The 19,391-nt window shown below is 49.3% G+C and carries 21 protein-coding genes and 1 tRNA gene; 3 read left to right on the top strand and 19 right to left on the bottom strand.

Annotated elements, in window-relative coordinates:
* Positions 1–263: 263 nt before the first annotated feature.
* Entirely contained in the window at positions 264–866 is a 603-nt protein-coding gene (locus tag P6M73_RS03510; protein ID WP_277854749.1) for a helix-turn-helix domain-containing protein, read from the bottom strand.
* 783 nt (positions 867–1,649) lie between these two features.
* On the opposite strand from P6M73_RS03510, the gene P6M73_RS03505 reads away from it, so the two are divergent.
* A complete protein-coding gene (locus P6M73_RS03505; RefSeq protein WP_277854748.1) occupies positions 1,650–1,838 on the top strand; it encodes a hypothetical protein in 189 nt (62 codons plus the stop codon).
* A 440-nt stretch (positions 1,839–2,278) separates the two neighbouring features.
* Here P6M73_RS03505 and P6M73_RS03500 read toward each other — a convergent pair whose 3' ends face one another.
* From P6M73_RS03500 to P6M73_RS03440, 13 genes are all read right to left on the bottom strand, one after another.
* Positions 2,279–3,403, bottom strand: coding sequence for a CD1108 family mobile element protein (locus tag P6M73_RS03500; RefSeq protein WP_277854747.1), 1,125 nt, complete (start codon positions 3,401–3,403; stop codon positions 2,279–2,281).
* Between the two features lies 1 nt (position 3,404).
* Positions 3,405–5,801, bottom strand: coding sequence for a VirB4-like conjugal transfer ATPase, CD1110 family (locus tag P6M73_RS03495; RefSeq protein ID WP_277854746.1), 2,397 nt, complete (start codon positions 5,799–5,801; stop codon positions 3,405–3,407).
* Complete coding sequence (locus tag P6M73_RS03490; RefSeq protein WP_277854727.1) at positions 5,743–6,153, bottom strand: PrgI family protein; 411 nt, start codon at positions 6,151–6,153, stop codon at positions 5,743–5,745. The genes P6M73_RS03495 and P6M73_RS03490 overlap by 59 nt, the downstream gene beginning before the upstream one ends.
* 18 nt (positions 6,154–6,171) lie before the next feature.
* The gene (locus tag P6M73_RS03485; protein WP_277854745.1) at positions 6,172–7,041 is read right to left on the bottom strand and encodes a VirB6/TrbL-like conjugal transfer protein, CD1112 family; all 870 of its coding nucleotides are present in this window, start codon (positions 7,039–7,041) and stop codon (positions 6,172–6,174) included.
* A gap of 14 nt (positions 7,042–7,055) precedes the next feature.
* Entirely contained in the window at positions 7,056–7,271 is a 216-nt protein-coding gene (locus tag P6M73_RS03480) for a Maff2 family mobile element protein (protein ID WP_084234496.1), read from the bottom strand.
* Positions 7,272–7,315: 44 nt separating this feature from the next.
* The gene (locus tag P6M73_RS03475; RefSeq protein ID WP_277854744.1) at positions 7,316–9,091 is read right to left on the bottom strand and encodes a VirD4-like conjugal transfer protein, CD1115 family; all 1,776 of its coding nucleotides are present in this window, start codon (positions 9,089–9,091) and stop codon (positions 7,316–7,318) included.
* Positions 9,088–9,567, bottom strand: coding sequence for a PcfB family protein (locus P6M73_RS03470; protein WP_277854743.1), 480 nt, complete (start codon positions 9,565–9,567; stop codon positions 9,088–9,090). Before P6M73_RS03470 ends, P6M73_RS03475 begins: the two co-directional genes overlap by 4 nt.
* A 93-nt stretch (positions 9,568–9,660) precedes the next feature.
* On the bottom strand, positions 9,661–10,065 hold the full coding sequence (locus P6M73_RS03465) for a DUF3846 domain-containing protein (RefSeq protein WP_277854742.1): 405 nt from the start codon (positions 10,063–10,065) through the stop codon (positions 9,661–9,663).
* 81 nt (positions 10,066–10,146) lie between these two features.
* Entirely contained in the window at positions 10,147–10,497 is a 351-nt protein-coding gene (locus tag P6M73_RS03460) for a DUF7768 domain-containing protein (RefSeq protein WP_277854741.1), read from the bottom strand.
* Positions 10,498–10,620: 123 nt separating this feature from the next.
* Positions 10,621–11,556, bottom strand: coding sequence for a DUF6017 domain-containing protein (locus P6M73_RS03455; RefSeq protein ID WP_277854740.1), 936 nt, complete (start codon positions 11,554–11,556; stop codon positions 10,621–10,623).
* Positions 11,557–11,622: 66 nt separating this feature from the next.
* Positions 11,623–12,549, bottom strand: a complete 927-nt coding sequence (locus P6M73_RS03450) for a ParB/RepB/Spo0J family partition protein (RefSeq protein ID WP_277854739.1) — start codon at positions 12,547–12,549, stop codon at positions 11,623–11,625.
* Positions 12,506–13,327, bottom strand: coding sequence for a ParA family protein (locus P6M73_RS03445; protein WP_277854738.1), 822 nt, complete (start codon positions 13,325–13,327; stop codon positions 12,506–12,508). The genes P6M73_RS03450 and P6M73_RS03445 overlap by 44 nt, the downstream gene beginning before the upstream one ends.
* A complete protein-coding gene (locus P6M73_RS03440) occupies positions 13,312–13,653 on the bottom strand; it encodes a hypothetical protein (RefSeq protein ID WP_277854737.1) in 342 nt (113 codons plus the stop codon). The genes P6M73_RS03445 and P6M73_RS03440 overlap by 16 nt, the downstream gene beginning before the upstream one ends.
* A gap of 335 nt (positions 13,654–13,988) precedes the next feature.
* Here P6M73_RS03440 and P6M73_RS03435 point away from each other — a divergent pair, with 335 nt between their 5' ends.
* A complete protein-coding gene (locus P6M73_RS03435) occupies positions 13,989–14,411 on the top strand; it encodes a type III toxin-antitoxin system ToxN/AbiQ family toxin (protein WP_277854736.1) in 423 nt (140 codons plus the stop codon).
* Positions 14,412–14,965: 554 nt separating this feature from the next.
* On the opposite strand, the gene P6M73_RS03430 is transcribed toward P6M73_RS03435, so the two are convergent.
* Positions 14,966–15,511, bottom strand: a complete 546-nt coding sequence (locus tag P6M73_RS03430; protein WP_277854735.1) for a helix-turn-helix domain-containing protein — start codon at positions 15,509–15,511, stop codon at positions 14,966–14,968.
* A gap of 443 nt (positions 15,512–15,954) precedes the next feature.
* Between P6M73_RS03430 and P6M73_RS03425 the strand changes: the two genes are divergently transcribed.
* Positions 15,955–16,048, top strand: a tRNA-Ser gene (locus tag P6M73_RS03425).
* Here the strand turns inward: P6M73_RS03425 and P6M73_RS03420 are convergent.
* The 4 genes from P6M73_RS03420 to P6M73_RS03405 are packed head-to-tail and all read right to left on the bottom strand — an operon-like array spanning position 16,027 to position 19,391.
* Positions 16,027–18,234, bottom strand: coding sequence for a DNA topoisomerase 3 (locus tag P6M73_RS03420; protein ID WP_277854734.1), 2,208 nt, complete (start codon positions 18,232–18,234; stop codon positions 16,027–16,029). The genes P6M73_RS03425 and P6M73_RS03420 overlap by 22 nt on opposite strands.
* Positions 18,231–18,425 carry a hypothetical protein gene (locus P6M73_RS03415; RefSeq protein WP_277854733.1) on the bottom strand — a complete coding sequence of 65 codons (195 nt, stop codon included), beginning with the start codon at positions 18,423–18,425 and terminating at the stop codon, positions 18,231–18,233. The genes P6M73_RS03420 and P6M73_RS03415 overlap by 4 nt, the downstream gene beginning before the upstream one ends.
* Positions 18,422–19,153, bottom strand: a complete 732-nt coding sequence (locus tag P6M73_RS03410) for a DUF4366 domain-containing protein (RefSeq protein ID WP_277854732.1) — start codon at positions 19,151–19,153, stop codon at positions 18,422–18,424. The genes P6M73_RS03415 and P6M73_RS03410 overlap by 4 nt, the downstream gene beginning before the upstream one ends.
* Positions 19,140–19,391 carry a DUF4315 family protein gene (locus tag P6M73_RS03405; RefSeq protein WP_277854731.1) on the bottom strand — a complete coding sequence of 84 codons (252 nt, stop codon included), beginning with the start codon at positions 19,389–19,391 and terminating at the stop codon, positions 19,140–19,142. The genes P6M73_RS03410 and P6M73_RS03405 overlap by 14 nt, the downstream gene beginning before the upstream one ends.

Below are 19,391 nucleotides of genomic sequence, written 5' to 3'. Positions count from 1 at the left end.
GGGAATAGGGGCATTGTGTGAAAACACAAGTCTGGTATTTCCAGAACGGGCGATGGAAACGGCAAGTCCGGCATTCCGGGCAGATTCCATCGCAGCCGCTATCGAAGTGGTCATAAGGCGTTTCTTTCATCAAAACATCGAATGCCACAGTGCATCCTCTGGGGTACATCGGTTTCCCTCCAATCTTCATATAAATATAAAAAAGCCCCGTCATTGTTCTGCTGTGCGCAGTGCAATAACGGGGAGATTTTTCGGTTGTTGGCTTAGATATTGTATTTTGAGTAGAAGTCTTCAATGAAAAGCTTGTGCCGGAATGACTTTGGACTGATGCAGTAAGCCTTCGGTGAGGCAAGAAACTCGGCGGCTGTAATTTTTGGAATGAGCAAGCTGCCCGATATGCTGAATGCTTTTAGCTTCTTCTGGTTGCACCAGCTAATCACCGTTGTACGGGAGTAGCCTAAAAAGGTTGAGAACTCATAGGTGTTCATCAGATCATCGTAGCCTATCAGCTCGTTTTCGAAATACTGCCGAAGCAATTCATTTTGCTCCGGGGTGAGGGACATCAGCTTGTCCTTGCCAGTATTTCTGGATTTCCCATATCCAGAACGGGTCATGTACCATCCGTCAACGGCTTGGAACTTTTCTGGGCTGACAATCCGCTCTTGCAGATAATGGATGACATCTTTTGTCTTAATCGTATATCGGCGCGTTTTCTTGCCGGAGTCCTTGCACGGAACAAGACCGCTTTGAAGCAAGAAGAGCGCCGTCGCTTTGCTGATGTGAGCAACGCGATAAAACTGATCCTTGCTCATCGTTTTTGGATATGCTTTTTTGATCTCCGCATAGTCCTGGAACTTCTCTATCATGCAGATTCCACCTTTCCTTTTTCAGTTGACGGTAGGTGTCTTCTGCGCTGTTGTTTGTGTGATTGAGCTGTGTCGTTCTCCCCTAATTCTCCCCAAAAGGCTTTTTTCTCCCCTGAATCGGCTCAAAATCGGAAAATATTCGAACTCCTTGCAGCACAAGGGTTTCTTCGATTTTGAGAGTCTAATGGCTTGAAAAGCCTTGAAACCACTGGGTTTGTCAGCTTCCGCTATTGGCGGCTCAGTTCTCTGTTTTTCCCTAAAGTATAAATAGAGGACTTTGACTCGAAATCAGTTGAACCTCATGGGTTCCGTGGGTTCGAATCCCACCGCTTCCGCCATCAAGCAGAGGCACTCCTTACTGCAAGGAATGCCTCTGCTTTTACTTGATTTCTCTCTCAGCACTTAGGCAATGAGCGTTTATCCACCACATCCTGAGCTTCGATGGCGATGCCAATGTCATCCTGGCAGCTTGATTCTGCTCGGAATAGAGGTCCTGTCCTTAGTTTTGGACAGACAATTTGCTTTAATAGTCTTTAATGAATTTTTCCTGAATGAGAATATGAAATGAGTTCATCAGTTCTTATGAAAGTGATTACATGTCGATAAAAATAATTTGCTGGAATGATCCTGCATAATGCGTTAATATGATGAGCCTGATCCCTGGAGACCGGCTCATTCCATAGGGCGCATCATTAATGTGCTGCCCTAGGCAAGACACAAATCTCCTGCAAGGGTTTCTTCCTGTATCAATCAAAAAAAGCATATAACCATAAAGCAGCCAAGATGAAGCCTTCCCAAGGTTTTTCGCTTAATGAAACTTCGTCCCAGATGAAGTACGAAGCCAATCTTTTTACTACAGAGTATCTTCTGGATGATGATATGTTTGCGCATCGCCTCAGTGAGGATACCTTCTTCTTCTCCGTTGTCAAAGAACTGGAAGTACCACCCGAACTCCTGGATTTCAAGTTTTGAACCATATAGCGAAAAATAGGGCTGATTGAATAACCATTCATTCCAACAGCGATATTGTGAAGTATATATCGAATAGTGATCTCGACACGTGAATTCTGAGTCAAAGGTCTATATAGCCATCATTGCTTCCTTTACGGAAGAAGAAAATCTGTCCCAAGTAAGCTCGCTTTAAAAAGATGGCTGGGAGTATTTGATTGATAAGGTGCTGGATGTCCGGCCCGCTTCCGCCCTGAAGGCTGGCGGGCAAGACGATCGCTTTAAAGTCCAGCTCAACGGTCACCCAAGGTATTTATTCTTCGAGCGAAGCCTCAATATCAGTGAAACTAAGCTGGGGAGATGGTTCGTGGAAATAATAAGATTAAAAACCCCGCATTTCCGCAACCGAAAACGTGGGGAACAGCCTCTATTCCTTAATTTAAATAGGTTCATTATGGAATTAATTAGTGTTGAGTAGGAGAAATCATGGGAAGTTCACAGTAACGGGTTTCGGTGCGGTATCGCACCTCGACAGTCTCTGTGATGCTTAAGTTGTACATGGAGGAAAAGAGAGATCGCAGCTCAGCTTCGACCTCCGCGTAGGTGAAATCTTCGAATCTTGCCGTCAGGTAGGCGATCAGCTCATGAGGATCATGGCCAATGGGATCTACCGTGTATCGGTATTCATCAAAGCCGGGATAATCCCGTTCGATGTTGAGCAGGTCATACTCAAGGTCTGCCTCCAGACGTGTGTACTCCAGATCAGCAGCGGTGATGTCCTCGTCGGATGCAGTGTAGGAGGTGGTGAGAAAGGCATTGAGCCCGCCCACGGCCATCTGAGAGCAGCTGGCAAAGGTATTCAGGATCAGCATGACAACAAAGAAGATGCCGATAATGCCCAGAAAAACTTTGCTGTGCCGGGCAACGAAAGCAGCAGCCTTTTCCAGCGCCTCCTTCGCTTTTTTCGCTGTTTTCACGGTGGTTTGGGCCGCCTTCTGAACGTTTTCCGCACCTTTTCCTGCTTTGGCAGCAGCGTATTCCTTCTTAATGGCCTGCTTTTGCTGCCAGCGGGATAAGGGATTGGTCGATAAGAGCGGCTGTTCACTGGCTGCCCGTTTTTGAAGCAGGCTGACGTTGGCCTGGTCCAGTTTCTTCTCCGCCTTCAGGGATTTTCGCTCCGCTTTCAGTGCATGGGACCGGTGTGCATTTTGTGCGGTCCGGACGGTGCCTTCAGCGGTTCCTTCCAGGCGGTGGGCAGCCTCCACGCCGACATTGTCATCTTCTGATCTGGCAATCTGCCGCTGGACCTCTGCGGCAAGCAGGGTCGCCGCTGCGGACTTTAAAGCCGAGGGTGTTTTCTTCACCTGAAGCTCTTCAAACTGCAGTTTTACTGGCTTTTTCATGGGACCAAAGGAAATGCTCGTTTCGCGAGTTCCCAGCGATTCTGCCTTGGATTTTTTTGCTGCTTTCTCCAGCTTATTCGCTGCCTTGTCCACCTTCTGTGTTGCTTTTTGATGCTCCGGGGTGCTGCGTTCCTCCTCGGTGAACCGAAGTCGGGTGACGGTTCGTTTGGCTTTCTTGGCGCTCATCTCACACCCCCTTGACCTCAGCTGGCTTCGTCGTCATGATGCGGTAGAGCTCGGTATCCTTCGGGAAACGGTCTGCAAAGGGCAGGATCACATTCCCGTAAAATAGCAGGCCTTCACCTTCACCAGAATGGGTGACATAGGACAGCTGATGAGGTGAGATGTTGAGCTGCTTGGCCAGGATCTGGCGGTCCCCGCCTGCCTGATTCAGCATGTAGACGAAGTCGCTGTTTTCAAAGATGTTTTCGATTTCCCGTGAGGACAGCAGGTCCTTGACGTTCTGGGTGATGCCCGTCGGGATACCGCCCCACTTTCTGAATCGCTTCCAGATCTCCACGGAGTAAGCGGCGGTCTGTTCCTCCTTGAGCAGCAGATGGAATTCATCGATGTAGTAGCGGGTACTTCGGCCTTCGGCACGGTTGGCAGTCACGCTGCCCCAAATCTGGTCCTGGACGATGAGCATGCCCAGCTTTTTCAGCTGCTTGCCCAGTTCCTTGATGTCAAAGCAGACCAGGCGGTTCTGGATATTCACGTTGGTCCGGTGGTTGAAAACGTTGAGGGAGCCGCTGACGTAGATTTCCAGTGCCGTTGCAATGAGCCGGGCTTCCTTTTCCGGCTGTTCCAGAAGGGTTCGGTGCAGGTCTCCCAAAATGGGGACGTTCTCCGGCCTTGGCTCATTGAGATAGGCCTGATACACCATCCGCACACAGCGATCTATGACGGTCTTTTCAATGGGCTGGAGGCCCTCTCTGCCGCCGACGATAAGCTCACAAAGGGAGAGAATAAAGTCGGATTTCAGGGACAACGGGCTTTCGTCCTCTGAGTAGTTGAGGTTAATGTCCATAGGGTTGATGTAATGTCCGCTGGTGGGTGAGATCTTGATGACCTGTCCCTGCAAACGCTCCACCAGAGGGTAATACTCACCCTCGGGATCGCAAATGGTGATGTCATCCTGGGTGATGAGAAAGGCATTGGCGATCTCACGCTTAGCAGAGAAAGACTTGCCGCTGCCCGGAGTGCCCAGGATCAGACCGTTTGGATTCTTCAGGGCTTTCCGATCCACCATGATCAGGTTGTTGGACAATGAATTAAGCCCGTAATAGAGAGGCTCTCCTTCGCGCTGGAACAGTTCTTGGGTGGTGAAAGGCACAAAGATGGCGGTGCTGGAAGTAGTCAGGCCCCGCTGGATCTCGATCTGATTGTGACCAAGGGGCAGGGATGAGTTAAGACCGGATTCCTGCTGGAAATCCAGCAGGACCAGCTGACAGTTGTATTTCTGGGCAATGCCCTGGGCCTGAAAGATGTTGTTGTCCAACGTCTGTTTGCCGTCGGCGGTATTCATGATCAGAAAGGTCATGAGGAACATACGCTCATTGTGGCTCTGCAGATCCTGCAGCAGCTTCTTGGCTTCACCGCCGTAGGTAGCCAGGTCTGACGGGATGATGTCCATGTCGTAGCCGGAACGGACGGCCTTCTTCTGCTCTTCGATCTTCATCCGGTCCAGATCGGTGATTTTTCGCTTGATGGTCTTGATGGCCGAGGTCTGATCGATGGACTGGATATGGAGCGTCACCACCAGACTGTTGTCCATGGACAGAAAATCCGCCAGCATGCGGTCGTTGAGCTCGGGGGCGAGGATCTGGAGGAAGGAAACGGAACAATGCTTTCTGCCCATCCGGAAGTTCCTGCTCTCGGAAAAATCAAAGGATGAAGGCGCAATATAGTCCTTGGTAGAAAGGCCCGATAATGGCAGCCAGTCCCAGTCAAAGAGAAAGCGCTCCTGACCGTCCAGATGGTAGATGCTGTGTAGGAGCTTCAGGCGGTCTTTGCCGCTCAAAGGATCTGCTGCGACGCCAAGGCGCTTGAAGCTGTTCAGGAGATCATTCTCGATGCGCTCCAGCCTGGGCTTCGCCGTGCGAAGATTCTCTGCTTCAATGCCAAAGGTGATGAACTTGGTCTTGGACAGGCCGTTGTTGCCTTTGGCCAGCTGACCTCTGAGCATATTGGCATATTCTTCTCGGATGTCATCGAAGTCATCGTTCTGGTTCGGGATCAGGATGGACTGCTCGAATTCCTCGATGCTGGCGCTCAGATTCAGGAAAGAGAACTGAAAGCGGATGGAGCTGTCAAAGTAGTTGAGAAAATCGCACCAACCGTCAAAAATAGCCGTCTTGTCCTCGTTCTGAGCCAGCTGATAGTTGATGTCCTGAAACTGAATGGTCTTGGTATATAAGGCATCCGTTGCCTGACAGATGCCGTCGGGATGCATGCGCAGGTAAGGGATCGTCTGCTGGGCCGTTGCCGGAACCTTGCTGTCTCGCTTGGCTCTGGCGATGGCGCTTTCAATGCGATTTCTTTCCTCGCGGCTGAGTTTTCGTTGGATGGTTTTCTTGGTGGACAATCGCTTTTACCTCCTTGTCCAGATTGGTTTGCCGCTCTACGGCGGCATATAAGTTGTCGGTCCGGTAAGGGCGCTTCTTCGGTCGGATGAATCGGCTCTGAATGAGCTGATAAAGGATCTTTTCCAGGGGCTGACCGTTTCGTTCATACATGGCCAGCAGGAAAAAAGGCAGCATGGACAGCACCATCAAAAGAGCTGCCGTGCTGACACTCATGTGGGGCTTGGCAAGAAAAAACAGCGGAACGCCCAGAAGAGCACCGCTGCCAAATGAAATCAGTTGACGCTTGGTGAGATTGAGCATCACCTTGGTCTTGATCTTGGTCAGATCCTTGGGTACAGGGACATAGGCCACAGGCTTTTCTCCTTTCGCTTAATGGGCATTAAAGATGGATTTGGCAAGACTTCCGGTCTTGAACAGGGTGAAACAGAGCAGAACGGTATAACCGAGTGTGGTCCATACGGCTTTGATGATGTCGGGTTCCGTGGCAATGTTCTGCACCAGGACGGCATAGATGCCGACACAGACCATGATGAGAAAGGCCTGAAAGGCCAGGGCCAAAAGGGAGCGAAGATAATTCTGTCCCATACCGCCCCATTCCCGGTTGACCATGGTGGCCATGGGGATGGGTCCCACCGACGTGACCAGATAGATCTCGATCATGCGGCCATAGATAACCAGGAAGATACAGATACTCAGGGCTTGCATGGTAAAGCCAATGAACAGGCTCTGAAACCAGAGTCCAAAAAGCGGACCCAGTTCCATGGCGGTCAGTCGTGTCTGAAGGTCAGCCACTGTGGTGGCAAGATCCACCGAGGCGTCCGCTGAAATGACGCCGGAAGCGCTGTTGACCACCGACTGTGCCATATCGAAGATGCCCATGATGATATCAAAGGTATGGGTGACCAGAAGGACGGCCACAAAGGTTTTAAAGATCCATTTGAAAAAGATCCAGGTGTCGATGTCATGAAGATTATTCCGGTCGATGACCATTTGGATGAGCTCGTAGGTCATCACAAAGGCAAGGATCACACCCGCGATGGGGATGATGACGCTTTCGGAGAGGCTGCGGATCATGGAAAAGACGCCGGCATTCCATGCCGCCGGCGTCAATCCCACTTGACCTGCGATTTCGCCAACCTGCTGGTTGACGTTATCAAACATCCCCGACAAATTTGTGATGATGCCTTCTACAAGCATCGTCTTCAGCCATTCGGTGATTTTGTCGAGTATGCTTTCCATCGCTTTCTACCCGATTAACCGAACAGACCGGAAAGCAGCGGCACCAGTACGATGCCGATGAGCGCGACACCGCCGCCCGCCATGAGCTGCTTCATGCCCTGGGATTTGGCACCGGGGTTGTCGTTACCGTAGCCTTCGAGAAGGTTGATGACGCCCCAGATGGCAAGGCCTGCACCGAGTGCGACGACGAGGGTTTGAAGTACATCTACTGCACTGTTAAAGAATTCCATTGATTGACCTCCATTATTTTAAATTTTGAGTTGAAAAAAGCCGCTCATTCGGCGGCTTCGGGTTGGTTGGACAGATCCATGTGGTAGACCTCATAGATTTCATCCGGCTTGGGCTTGAGACGGGTGGACAGGTACTTCTCAATGTTGAAGGCGTTTCGCGGGTCCGCATCGGAGAGGTACTTGTAGTTGGGGTGTTTGGTGATGTCATACTTGTTGGAGAGAAAAGGCCGTACCCCACGCAGCTGGAGGATGCATTTGCCGCCATCCAGCACGGCCAGTTCGTCGATGCTCATCAGCTCCTTTCCGAGTTTCTGGTAGTTCAGACTGTGGGAAACCTCACGGCCTCGGCTTTCCCCGGTGTTGAAAGTGTCGATGGTCTCCTTCCCAAGAGTTTCTGAAAGCTCCTTTAATGTGGTGCGCTCCTTGCCGCCCAGAAAGATCGTGCTGTCCATATTGCCGATGATGGTGTCGCAGTGATCTTTATAGAGAGCCTTCAGCTGGGATTGGGCTTGCAGCACCAGACAGGCTGAGATCTCCCGGCTTCGGATGGTGGCCACCAGCTTTTCCAGCTTGGGAATTTGACCGATATTCGCCGCCTCATCAATGAGACAGCGCACATGCACAGGCAGACGTCCGCCATAGACGTCATCTGCCTTGTCGCACAGCAGATTGAAGAGCTGCGTGTAGGCCATGGAAACCAGGAAGTTGAAGGTGTCGTCGGTATCGCTGATGATAATGAACAGCGCAGTCTTCCGATCACCCAGAGCATCCAGTTCCATTTCGTCGTAGGCCGTCAGGTCTCTGAGCTCCTTGATGTCAAAGGGCGCGAGACGTGCCCCGCAGCTGATGAGAATGGATTTGGCGGTCTTACCGGCAGCCAGCTTGTATTTCTTGTACTGCCGGACTGCAAAATGCTCCGAGTCACGTTCTTCCAGAGCCGCGAACATCAGATCCACCGGGTTCTGGAAGTCCTCGTCGTCCTCCCGGACCTCTGAGGCATTAATGAGCTCGATGAGGGTCGTAAAATTCCGTTCGCTTTCCGGTGCTTCATAGTGGATGTAGCCCATGAGGGCGGTATAGAGAAGGGTCTCCGCCTTGACCCAGAAATCATCTCCGGCTTTGCCTTCGCCCTTGGTGTTGGCAATGAGGGCTGTCACCAGCTTGAGGATGTCTTTTTCACTCTTGATGTAGGCAAAGGGATTGTAGTGCATGGATTTGCTGAAGTTGATGGTATTGAGGATCTTGATCTTGTAGCCTTCCCTCAGGAGAAGCTGTCCGCATTCCACTACGACGCCGCCCTTGGGATCGGTGACCACATAGCTGGAATGGCACTGCATGAGATTTGGCTTGAGCCAAAACCGTGTTTTACCAGATCCGGAACCACCCACCACCATGACGTTTTTGTTGCGTGCCAGCCTTGGGTCCTTGGGCCGGTTGTTCATGGTCAGGCGCTCCGTCTCCGTGAGGATGACGTTGTTGCGAAAGGTGGGATCGATAAAGGGTTTAATGTCCTCAGGTCTGCCCCAGCGGGCTGAACCGTATTCTATGTTTTTTCGGTATTTTTTGGCGTTCCTGCCTTTCACATAAACTGCCACCTTGATGGCGACAGCGATCACAATGCCCAGAATCAGGTCCTGCGGGAGCAGGCTCGGCCAGGGAGACATGAAAGCTAAAGCAAAGCCGTCCTTGAGATGCAGCACTTTTGGGGAGATATCCAGTCCTGGAGAATATCGCCAGGCCTCACCTAGCTTTGTGGCAAGTAGAGCAATCAGAACATAGGGGAGATTTAAAAGGAGCATCCGCTTGATTTTTACATTCATCGCGTCAGCTCCTTGTCTTTGTTTTTCACCCGGTCCATGATCTTGGACTGAACCAGAGCCTTAAATTTGGCAAGCTGCTCCAAAATGGAAGGCTGCTTGTCCTTCTTGAGGACCTTCGCCGTATATTCTGTGAAGGCTGCTGTGAGGGCATCGGCATCCCGGGCCTTGAAGAAGACCAGATATTTGGGTTTCTCTCCGGTGGTGTCCTTTTTGAGGGCGTAATCTACGCCGTACTTTCTGGCGACCTGTTCAAAGGACTTGATGTTTTTATCTGTGATCTCAATGTTGGAGACACCGGCATTCTGACCGATAAGCTCCTTCACGGTCTGCTTGCCGTGGGGGATCTGTGGCGGACTGTCCCGGCTCTTCTTCATTTCAGCCAAAACCTTGATGAGTGCGGCCTTCAGAACACGTCCGGTCATTCGGGTGGTACTGACAGCCAGGGCAACGGTCCTGTTTTCCACTTCTTCCTGCATGAAAAAGTCCTCCTCTCGTGATTAGGTGAAATCAATTTACAAAAATACGTAACTTGCATTTGAAATAAGTAAACTCGTAAAGATCCGTAAATTTTAGAGCTCCGGTTCCGTGGACTTTTGTTTCGGTTTGGCTACATGCAGATCGTCCTTGGGTTTGATAGGTATGGCGACGATGCGGTTGCCCATCTTCATGAAGATCTCCGGATCAGCAAATTTCTCGCGGTACTTTTCTGTCAGCTCTGGTGTGAGGGAATCAAAATCCTCTTCGCCAAGCCCGCAGACGATGAAGGTCCCGGCGATGATGTCGTAGTCCTCAAGTTTTCGGTTAAGCGGGAGGCCGATGAGCTTGCCTTCTTCATGGCAAACGATGGCAACCGGGTCATCGTAGGGATAGACGGCTTCGATGTAGCCGCCTACAACCTGCTGCAGAGAGTTCAGATCACCGGTGATACTGGCCATACGCGGCGATTTTTCAGGTTCAACAATCAATACATCCATAGATTTCTTCTCCTTTTCTGTTTTTGAAATTGCACGAAACATTCCTTTTAAGCCATGTTTTGTGCATAATCCGGAATTATGCTATTTGAGGGTCTTCTGACCGTGGCTTTTAACGGTCAGGATGCCACTTAATGTGGTTGCCGGGATGCGATATCGCTCAGCAATGGCAATGTCGTTTTTCACGGCTTCGTCGATCCGAGAGCCACAGACTACGAGGACATTGGAGCGTCTGAGGTAATCAAGCTCAATGTCCTGTCTGTCCTTATGCTCCTGGGGAATGCCGTCATCAATGAAGGTTGAAAGCATAAGGATAGGACATATCGGACTGTAGCCAGCATCAAATACTTTCCTGCTGTATTTGGCGGCAATCTCCGTATTTTCAGTAGGATCAACACCCCATGAAGCTGTGATATAGGCGAGAGGTCTTTTCATTTTGAGTAACTCCTTTCAGAAAAGATGAACTTTTGAATCAGGTTCTTAAGGCCGGATGAAACTTTGAAATTTGATAATCGTGCTAATTTGATTTGCGAAACTTGCATGAAAATAAACCCCATCTTATTTGCCGGGCTTAATAAGGCTCCCTAGATCCTCGTAAAAGTGGGAACCTGCTCCGTAAAGATCATGTTTCACCAGCGCTGTGTAATAGCTATCGATGGTGGTTGGAGCATTGAATAGCGTCGTCAGCAGATATTTCTTGATATTCCGGATGAAGGTGGTGTTTTTATCCAGGCATTCAAAGACATATTCGATGTGGGTGCTGTCGATGCGCTGCAGCCGTTCCTTGACCAATGATGCAGGATAATCATCCCCGGCAACGGTGATGTAGTCTCGCTTGGAACAGAGGGTCTCCACCATCAGGTCCACGATTTCATCAAGACGATCTTTGTCATAACGCTGAACAATGAACTTGTATTCGATTTTCTCCTGGATGGACTCCTTGATGGAATGAGCATCCAATCCAATCTCATCCTTCTCGATCGTGGTTTCTCTTGATTGATCAGGGATTGATGGATGTTTACTTAATCCCTTAGTCTTTAATGAATCTTTATTTGTTTTCTTAGTATTTAATTGCGTTGGATTTTCCAACGTAGGTTTCTCCAACACTGGATTATCCAAGATTGGATTTTCCAACATTGGTCTTTCCAATACTGGCTTCTCCGATATTGGCTCCATGTTTTCTGTAGAATTTGTCGCCAGGTGAGGCTTTTCATAAATCGTGTAGTCTGTACCCTTAAGGTGACCAAACTCATTTCTCTCTCTGGTTCGGACGATGTATCCTGCCCGTTCCAGTTCACGGACTGCTTCCCGGATGGCATCGATACTCTCCCGGTTGATCATGGAAAGTCCCTTGAGGGTGTAGTCCCAGTCTTCCGGGAGTGAGAGCATCTGAGATAGAAGCCCTTTGGACTTCAGCGACAGATCCTTGTTTTTCAGATGATGATTCGCCATAACGGTGTAGTCCCTCGTTTTCTCAACTCGAAATACAGCCATCTGCATCCCTCCCTTCGACCGGTTGAATAAAAAAAGCGCTTCTCATCGAAGCACCTCGGAGGGGAATTACCGTTCCTGTGATTGCTGGCGCTTCCGCGACCAGCCTTCCAGCAGCTTGATAATGGTTTCCTCCATCTGCTGGGGCGTGTAGGATTTAGGAAAATACTTTTTGAGCTTCTCTCCGGTGAGGGTGACCTTGTCCGGCTCGCCTTTTTTCTCTTCAGACATGATGGCGGTCATAACATCAAAGGTCAGCTTGCCGTCCTGACTGTATTTCTTTAAGCGCTGAGCCTGAGACAAGGAAGGTGTGGCCTGCTCCATGTCCATGGCTTCCATCAGCTGGACCTGTTCATGAGGCATGAGGTAAGATAGCTCAACTGCAGGATTGAATGCGATCTTCTTGACATCGACCATATCGAGCAGCTCAGGGACAAGTTCTGTCAAGCGGATATAGCGTTGGACTTGGCGGCCACTTTCTCCAGCATCTTTCCCTACAATATCCGCACTTTCTAAATTCCCGACAACTTGTCGGGATTTATTCGAGGGCCGTCCTGCCTGTCTTCTAATTGCATCCAGTTTCAATTTATAGGCGAAGGCGCGCTCACTGGGCAGGATGTTCTCACGCTGAATATTGCTGTCAACCATGATAATGGTGGCAGCGTCATCGTCGAGATTGCGTACAATACACGGGAGAGTCTCCTTACCAGCCAGCTCACTGGCTCTTTTGCGGCGATGCCCGGAGATCAACTCATACCCGCCTTCCTCACGGGGACGCGCGATGACCGGCACCAGGACGCCGTGCTTGGTGATGCTATCGGCGGTCTCCAGCATGGATTCATCATTTGTAACTTTAAAGGGATGATTCTTAAATGGATGCAGCTCCGTCAGAGGAATATCGATGACTTTTTCCTGAAAAGCTTCGATCCTGGTTTCTTCAGTCTGAAATATCTCATCGTAGGAGGTCAGATTTAGATTTCTGCCGCTGGGTTTCAAGCTTCATCACCTCCTTCGTCAGATTTTTGTAGGCTTCTGCCACTTTACTCTTGGGATCATGGGCAAAGATACTTTTCCCATAGGAAGCAGTTTCTGCCGCCCGGACGGAGTGGGGGATGGCCGAGTCAAACACCTTCACCTTTGTTCCGTAGGTTTCTCGCAGAAGAGCACTGATTTCCTTGGAGTCATTGGTCCGGTTGTCCACCATAGTCAGAAGGATGCCATCGATCTTCAGCTTGGGATTGATTTGCTTGCGGACTTTGTTGATGGTTTGAAGCAGCTGCTCCAGGCCTTTAGCGGACAAATACTGGGCTTGGACAGGAATTAGGACGCTGTCTGCGGCGGCCAGGGTGTTGACCGTCAGCATGCCAAGAGAGGGCATACAGTCCATCAGGATGTAGTCGTAGCCTGATTTGATTCCATCCAGATACTGTTTAAGGATTTTTTCCCGGCTCATCACATTGACCAACGAGACCTCAAGCCCGGACAATTCAATATTGGCTGGCATCAGATCCACACCTTCAGAATGATGTAGGATGCCTTCCTGGGGAGAAAGTGCTGTGTCATTCATAGTCTTTCCTAAGACAGAGGAGAGTGTCACTGGCAGCTGATCCGGCTGAGAATGACCCAAACTGATCGTCAAGCTGCCCTGAGGATCGCAATCCACAAGCAAGACCTTCTTGCCTTCGGTGGCCAATCCTATGCCCAGATTGGTGCAGGTGGTGGTCTTGCCGACTCCACCTTTCTGATTGACAATGGCGATCACATTGCAGGACAAGGAAGATCACCTCCGACCCGATTCAGAATTCCTGTGAGGAATGAGCTCAAGAAGCAGCTGTAGATAATACTGGGCCTCTGCACCATGACAATATGGCAGTTGATTTCTTCAGGCATCTGGCTACCCATGATCTCGTACATCATTCCAAGCAAAACAGCGAATTGCTCATCATCTGTGATGGAATACATGTAAAACAGGGTATCGACGAATTCACCCAGGTTTTCCAGATCATCAAAGGATTCAGATACGACTTCGGCAAAGGCTTCGCCTTGCTGCTCCGCCAATTGGATGACTTGCCTGTAGGGCGGGATCGGTTGTTTGTTCATTCTTGACCTCCTAAAATAATTTTTGCTTGTTTTTTTGAGATAATTTTGTATAATTGTGCTTATATGAACCATATGTGCATATATTGATTATGGTGATACTGATTTTCATAGTCGTGAGCAATTAGTGAGCTAAGATTTTTCACTTTACTTTTTCACCTTACGGAGATATAATAAGAGTACAGATAGGAGAGTCCCTGCCAGAAGTGGGAGCTATAACATTTGGTGAGTCTCTACCATAAGTGAGAGCGATAACAATTGGTGAATCCCTACCATGAGTGGGAGCAATAACAAAGAGGCAACTATTCATTAGTTGCCTTTTTTCATGGAGGATTCAAATGCTACAAAGTCAACCATCTGAAGAGTTAAAACTATATTATGTTACAGATCAATATACAGACTACTTGAGAAATTTTGAATCACATGTCTGGAGTAACAGTGATAAAGGCAAGCAAAGACCGTACGTTGGGATTGTAATGGATATAAACAACCATAAATTTTATGCTCCCCTTACTTCAGTGAAACCAAAGTATCAGAATTGGAAAGACTCATTGACCTCAATAAGAATTGAGGATGGCGGTGATCTTCTCGCAATATTATGTTTAAATAATATGATTCCGGTACCTGATTCACAAATAGTTCTTATCGATGTAGATAACTGCATAGATCAGAATTATAAGAATCTACTCAATAAAGAAATCATTGCTATTAGGCATAAAAAAGGGGTCAATCACAAAAACTGTGGGATTTTCCCAAGTTGACATGGAGCCTCTGTCGGCGTGGTTCCGCCAGCCTTGCCGCTAGGCTGCATAAATGCTGGGCTAGTCGGCCAGTCAGGCTACCACGTCGACCTCTCCGTGTAAACAGGGAAAATCATAATCCCACATAAAAAGTGATTGAGCCTAAAAAAGAAAAGATAATTAGGACAGCAAATAATCTTTATAATGAAATATTGAAGGCCGACAATCCTAAACCTCTGATTCAAAAAATCAGACCCGTTTGTTTTGATTTCAACTTACTTGAGCAGAAATGCAATGAATTTTCGGTATAATCATTACGAAGCATCCTATCTATGACAATTTGTCATGTGAGCAGGGTGCTTTCTATTTAGATAAAAAATTTATTGATTAACAAATGAATACTGCGATTTATTTTGATTATTTTTGAGATTGATCAGTCTTGGAAAATCGATGATGAACTGGCAGCTAAATGTGATACGGCTGATACACTTTAAGAATACTACAGACTCCAATACAAAAACCGTCACCTTTGAGGGTGGCGGTTTTAAACGGTTGATTATTCAATTCCTTATTTCCTAGTCGATTTTAGATTTCAAGCCCTGAAAGTAGGGACTCAACATAAATTCCAGGAGAGATGGCTTTGGGATCAGATACCTGTTTCCCATATTGAAACATTGCATCAGATCCTTGGTACACCATTTAGCAACCGAATTTCGATGATAGCCAGTAATCTCGGATGCTTCGATGACGGAAAGAACGTCGGGGTAATAGGCCATCCTATGAGAAAAGACCGTTGCCAACTTAGCTCTTTCTTCTTCCGTCAACACTTTTGGTTCCCGATTGTGTCCCTTGTACGTAGGTCCTCGTTTATACCATCCAATTGGAGCCATATAGCTCTCAGGAGATATATCCCGGCCTTCAAGATACTCGATTACGTCGGTCATCTTGAGTTTGTACTTTCTGGTTTTCTTTCCGTTGTTGACACAGGGGACCAAGCCATTATCCAGAAGATGCTTTGCAGTCTTTTTACTGATGTTGCAGATCCGGTAGAATTGGTCCTTGGTGATAACAGCCGGATATTCCTTGAGCAGATAATCGTATTTACTGTTTATTTTCTTCATTGAATCACCTTTTCCTTAATTGGATTGTCAACGGCAGGTGATCCTGAAGCTCTATATATAACAGTTAGAAAAGCCCTTTGTTCTCTCCTAAATCTCTCTTGTTCTCTCCAAATTCTCTCCTTTTTCCAAAAAAAGCGCCAAAATCGGGGTTGATTCGAACTATTGATTTTTCAAGGCCTTTCAGTATTCGGGTCCAGAAAACGCTGAAATAAGTGGGTTTGTAGGTACTTCTCTATGCTGCCATCTTCCTTTAATTTCCACTATAGTGTGCACAAGACAAACGACTCGAAACCGAATGCGATATCTGGAAGCCTAAAACTTCAAACCATTGATATGACTCGCTTTGCTGAGTCGCCTTGACAACTTAATACCCCAAGTTCTCTCCATCAGTTCTCTCCTTTTTCCGAGGGATATCTGAGACCTGATGTTTGGAGATATAACACGGAGAAGTACCCAAGTGGCTGAAGGGTCTGCACTCGAAATGCAGTAGGACGGTTTAGAGCCGTCGCGAGGGTTCAAATCCCTCCTTCTCCGCCAGAAAACCCGCGGTTTTCCTCAGTTTGAGGGGAACCGCTTTTTTCTGCTTGTGTGCAGAAAAGACTTGTTTTTTTTGTCGATGTTTTGTCCTTATCCTTGTTTTCACCCGGCGTGAAATCCAGCCTGAAATTGACGTACTTGCCGCCGGTATCCTCCATGATGATTCGGGCATCGTAGGTCTTTTGCGTCTTGGGCGAATACAGGTTTTTCATCAGGATGCTGCCTTCCTGAAGAAGAGCAGCAGCTACCTCGCGAGTCAGGACCTTTTTCTTGTCCTTGAAGAAACGGTTGTCCTTCCATAGGGCGAATGCACAGGTCTTGTTCTGGCAGAAAAAGCGACGTTCCCCTTCCAGCACCTGATCCTGGCAGCGCGGGCAGGGTCCGATGCTTTCCGGATTCAAGGCCAGCTCACCGGGGGTTTCAGAGACCGCCCGATAGGTTCTGACCAGATCCTTCAGGTGCTGAGAGATCTCCGCCATGAAGATCTCAGGTGAGAGCTGACCCTTTTCAATGCGCTTCAGCTTTTCCTCCCATTCCGCCGTCATCTGAGGGGATTTGATCTGCTCCGGCAGGATCGTGGCCAGAGCAACTCCCATATGAGTAGGCTGCAGAGTCTTGAGCTTTTTATCACCTCGGCGCTCCACGAGCTGAGTCTTGATCAGCTTTTCCAGGATACCTGCCCGTGTGGCCGGAGTCCCCAGACCTTTTCGTTCCGCATCCTCAGGCAGATCCTCCAGGCCAGCATTTTCCATGGCAGAGAGCAGCGTATCCTCGGTAAACAGCTTGGGCGGAGTGGTTTTCCCCTCGTCCAGACGGACAGAGACCGCATCAAAACACTGGTCCTTTTCCAATCTGGGCAGTGGGGCATCCGTTTTCTTCTCCGATTTTCGAGTGGCTAGCGTGTTGCGATAATACTCCTCCACAGACTTCCAGCCGGACTGAAGGATCGTTTTTCCCTTGGCGGTGAATCGTTGGCCGAAGCAGTCCAGAATGACCGTCGTTTCCGAATACCGATGGGCTTCCCCGGCGGCTGTAATGAGGCGTATGGCCAGTAGCTTTAAGAGCTCCTGCTCGCCCTTGGGCAGACTCTCCAGGATATTTTCCTTCAGAGCATGGGTCGGGATGATGGCGTGATGGTCGCTGACCTTGGAATCATCCAGCAATTGCTTTAGATCCGTCGAATATCCCTTCGTCACATTCTCCGGCAAAAGGAAAAGTGCTGACTGAAGGACGCCTGCAGTGGACTGCGCCATGTCAGCCGTCAGGTAGCGGCTGTCGGTTCGGGGATAGGTGATGAGTTTTTTTTCATAGAGACTTTGGGCATAATCCAGCGTCTGCTGGGCGGTATAGCCGAGAAGCCGGTTGGCTTCCCGCTGCAGGGTGGTCAGGTCATAAAGCTTGGGCGGTTTTTCCGTCTTCTCCTGGGTCCTTACTTCAGTGACTGTGGCGGATTTCCTCTGGCATTGAGCCAGGAGTTTTTCAGCCTCGGCCTTGATCTTCAGCTTTTCACCGGATGCTTCAAAGCAGGGTAGCTTCAGCACAACGGTGTAGAATGGCTCGGATCTGAAATCCTGAATGGCAGACCAGCGGTCCACGATCATGGACAGCGTGGGAGACATGACGCGTCCAACATTAAGGGTCTGACGATACAAAACGGAAAAGAGTCTCGTTGCGTTGATTCCAACCAGCCAATCCGCCTGCGCCCGGCAGAGGGCAGATTGATAGAGCAGATCATATTCCTGGCTGGGCTTTAGTTTCCTGAAGCCTTCGCTGATGGCCTTATCCTCCATGGAGCTGATCCAAAGGCGCTTCACCGGTTTCTGACATCCCGCCTGGCGATAGACCAAACGGAAGATCAGTTCCCCTTCACGTCCGGCATCTGTGGCGCAGATGATCTCCGTCACTCGGGCTTCACCCATCAGGCTTTTCAGGATCTTGAATTGCTTTTGCTTGTCCTTGGGCACCTGGTACTTCCAGGACTCCGGAAGGATCGGCAGATCCTCAAAGCGCCATTTGCCAAAGCGCTCGTCGTAGACATCCGCTGGGGAGAGCTCCACAAGATGTCCGACACACCAGGAAACCAGGACATCCGTTCCTTCCAGATATCCGTCCTTTCTGCTGTTTGCTCCCAGCACTGCGGCAATGGACTGGGCGACACTTGGTTTTTCTGCGATTACCAGTCTCATTTGTCCACCTTCCTATTCTTGTTGGGGAGGATCAGCTCTCGGTAGCAGACACCGGTGCAACAGTTTTCCTGAAGATAGCTGCAGCCATGGCAGGGATGGGTCTTGGGCAGGACAGGAGAGAGCTTCTCCTGCCGCTGCCTGGGCTTTTGCTTCATCAGCCGTTCAAAGGGACTGTCCGTAAAATGCGTCATTCGTCATCACGCTCCGATTCGAAAGCTTCCTGGTCCTCTTCAACCAGCAGTTTTTCTTCATAGTCGTCATCATCATCAAAGCTGTACTCATCCAGATTGGTGCTTCCCTTGACGCTGGGTTTAGGCTTTCTCAGCTTGAAGTACCACAGTCCGGTACCGCCCAGAATGACCAGGAGGACCATGAGGATTGGTACAGGGTTCATGTTTTTTGCAGGTACGGGTTCCTCCACTTCCGTTTCTGGATCCGTTGTAGGCTCGGGTTCTGGCTCAGGAACGGTTGGGACGGCACCTTCACCCGGCAGTGGCTCCAGGGTACCGTCCTCCTCCATCAGGGCTCTGAGGTCTGCTTCATCCACCAGGTTCAGGAAGTAGACGTTATTTTCCTTACCGGCCCGGTCGATGATCAGATAGAAGGTGTTGCCCGCTTTGGTTTTGACCGTAATGAACTGCTTGTCTTCGGCCTGTTCACCTTCCAGGTCATCCACAATGGTCAGATTTCCTTCCGGGCTCAGGGGCACAGCAGCTTCCGGTTCTGTTTCTTTGACGGGCTCCGAGGGTGCGGCCTCGGTAGTCGGTACCACCACAGCTTCCTCTATCGGATCAGAGCTTGCCGTGATCGCCTTGGATTCATCAGTCTTGGCATAGGCCGGGACTGAGAGAATGGAAAGGCAAAGCAGCATGACCAGCAGTAGGCCTGAAGCACGAGGCCATTTCTTACTCATTTTCATTGACGTTATCCTCCTGTTTTTTAAAATAATCGGGCGCTCCGTCTGTTTCGCGAAACGCCCTGATGAATGCGGCCAGCTCTTCCGGAGTCGCGGAGACGCTGCGGACCATTTCCACGATTTCAGTCTTCTCCAGCTCGTCCTTTTGTGCCTTAAGCTCTATGAGTCTGGCTTCGAGGCTTTTGATTCGATGGGTGATCTTATCGATCTCCTCCGTCAGTTTTTGTATCTTTGGATTCAT

It is taken from the genome of Anaerococcoides asporogena (assembly GCF_029590275.1).
Taxonomy (GTDB): domain Bacteria; phylum Bacillota; class Clostridia; order Clostridiales; family Clostridiaceae; genus JG1575.
The sequence above is the reverse complement of the archived record's forward strand: the minus strand, read 5'-3'. Positions and strand labels throughout refer to the sequence as shown.

Coding starts and splice junctions, on each gene's coding strand:
- P6M73_RS03510 (WP_277854749.1), bottom strand. CDS start 866: ATGATAGAGAAGTTCCAGGACTATGCGGAGATCAAAAAAGCATATCCA.
- P6M73_RS03505 (WP_277854748.1), top strand. CDS start 1,650: ATGAAGCCTTCCCAAGGTTTTTCGCTTAATGAAACTTCGTCCCAGATG.
- P6M73_RS03500 (WP_277854747.1), bottom strand. CDS start 3,403: ATGAGCGCCAAGAAAGCCAAACGAACCGTCACCCGACTTCGGTTCACC.
- P6M73_RS03485 (WP_277854745.1), bottom strand. CDS start 7,041: ATGGAAAGCATACTCGACAAAATCACCGAATGGCTGAAGACGATGCTT.
- P6M73_RS03480 (WP_084234496.1), bottom strand. CDS start 7,271: ATGGAATTCTTTAACAGTGCAGTAGATGTACTTCAAACCCTCGTCGTC.
- P6M73_RS03475 (WP_277854744.1), bottom strand. CDS start 9,091: ATGAATGTAAAAATCAAGCGGATGCTCCTTTTAAATCTCCCCTATGTT.
- P6M73_RS03470 (WP_277854743.1), bottom strand. CDS start 9,567: ATGCAGGAAGAAGTGGAAAACAGGACCGTTGCCCTGGCTGTCAGTACC.
- P6M73_RS03465 (WP_277854742.1), bottom strand. CDS start 10,065: ATGGATGTATTGATTGTTGAACCTGAAAAATCGCCGCGTATGGCCAGT.
- P6M73_RS03460 (WP_277854741.1), bottom strand. CDS start 10,497: ATGAAAAGACCTCTCGCCTATATCACAGCTTCATGGGGTGTTGATCCT.
- P6M73_RS03455 (WP_277854740.1), bottom strand. CDS start 11,556: ATGGCTGTATTTCGAGTTGAGAAAACGAGGGACTACACCGTTATGGCG.
- P6M73_RS03440 (WP_277854737.1), bottom strand. CDS start 13,653: ATGAACAAACAACCGATCCCGCCCTACAGGCAAGTCATCCAATTGGCG.
- P6M73_RS03435 (WP_277854736.1), top strand. CDS start 13,989: ATGCTACAAAGTCAACCATCTGAAGAGTTAAAACTATATTATGTTACA.
- P6M73_RS03430 (WP_277854735.1), bottom strand. CDS start 15,511: ATGAAGAAAATAAACAGTAAATACGATTATCTGCTCAAGGAATATCCG.
- P6M73_RS03420 (WP_277854734.1), bottom strand. CDS start 18,234: ATGAGACTGGTAATCGCAGAAAAACCAAGTGTCGCCCAGTCCATTGCC.
- P6M73_RS03415 (WP_277854733.1), bottom strand. CDS start 18,425: ATGACGCATTTTACGGACAGTCCCTTTGAACGGCTGATGAAGCAAAAG.
- P6M73_RS03410 (WP_277854732.1), bottom strand. CDS start 19,153: ATGAAAATGAGTAAGAAATGGCCTCGTGCTTCAGGCCTACTGCTGGTC.
- P6M73_RS03405 (WP_277854731.1), bottom strand. CDS start 19,391: ATGAATCCAAAGATACAAAAACTGACGGAGGAGATCGATAAGATCACC.